A 235-nucleotide genomic window follows, 5' to 3' on the forward strand; every position below is an offset into this window, starting at 1 on the left:
GTTCAATCGCCGTCACATGGCCTTTATTCGCCCACGCAGTATTGGCATTTAATACCACTTCTAGATTAAGGTAATTAAGCGCATTGGCCGTACGAGGAATAGTCACACCATTGAGTTCTATCTGAACACTCTCACCCGCACAAACCATCAATTCGATACAACCGTCGCACGTGACCACACCATTCTGGGTAACCGTCCAATTCAACGTTTCAATCCTACTGGTCACAAATAGGTG

The 235-nt window shown here is 46.0% G+C and carries 1 protein-coding gene; it reads right to left on the reverse strand.

Features of this window, described 5'->3' with window-relative positions; translation table 11 throughout:
- Nucleotides 1-235: beta-galactosidase domain 4-containing protein (locus AB4512_RS25225; protein WP_372176197.1), on the reverse strand; the 235-nt coding region annotated here is incomplete at both ends.

Origin of the sequence: Vibrio sp. 10N.222.52.B7 (assembly GCF_041474275.1) — a bacterium.
Lineage (GTDB): Bacteria > Pseudomonadota > Gammaproteobacteria > Enterobacterales > Vibrionaceae > Vibrio > Vibrio crassostreae_C.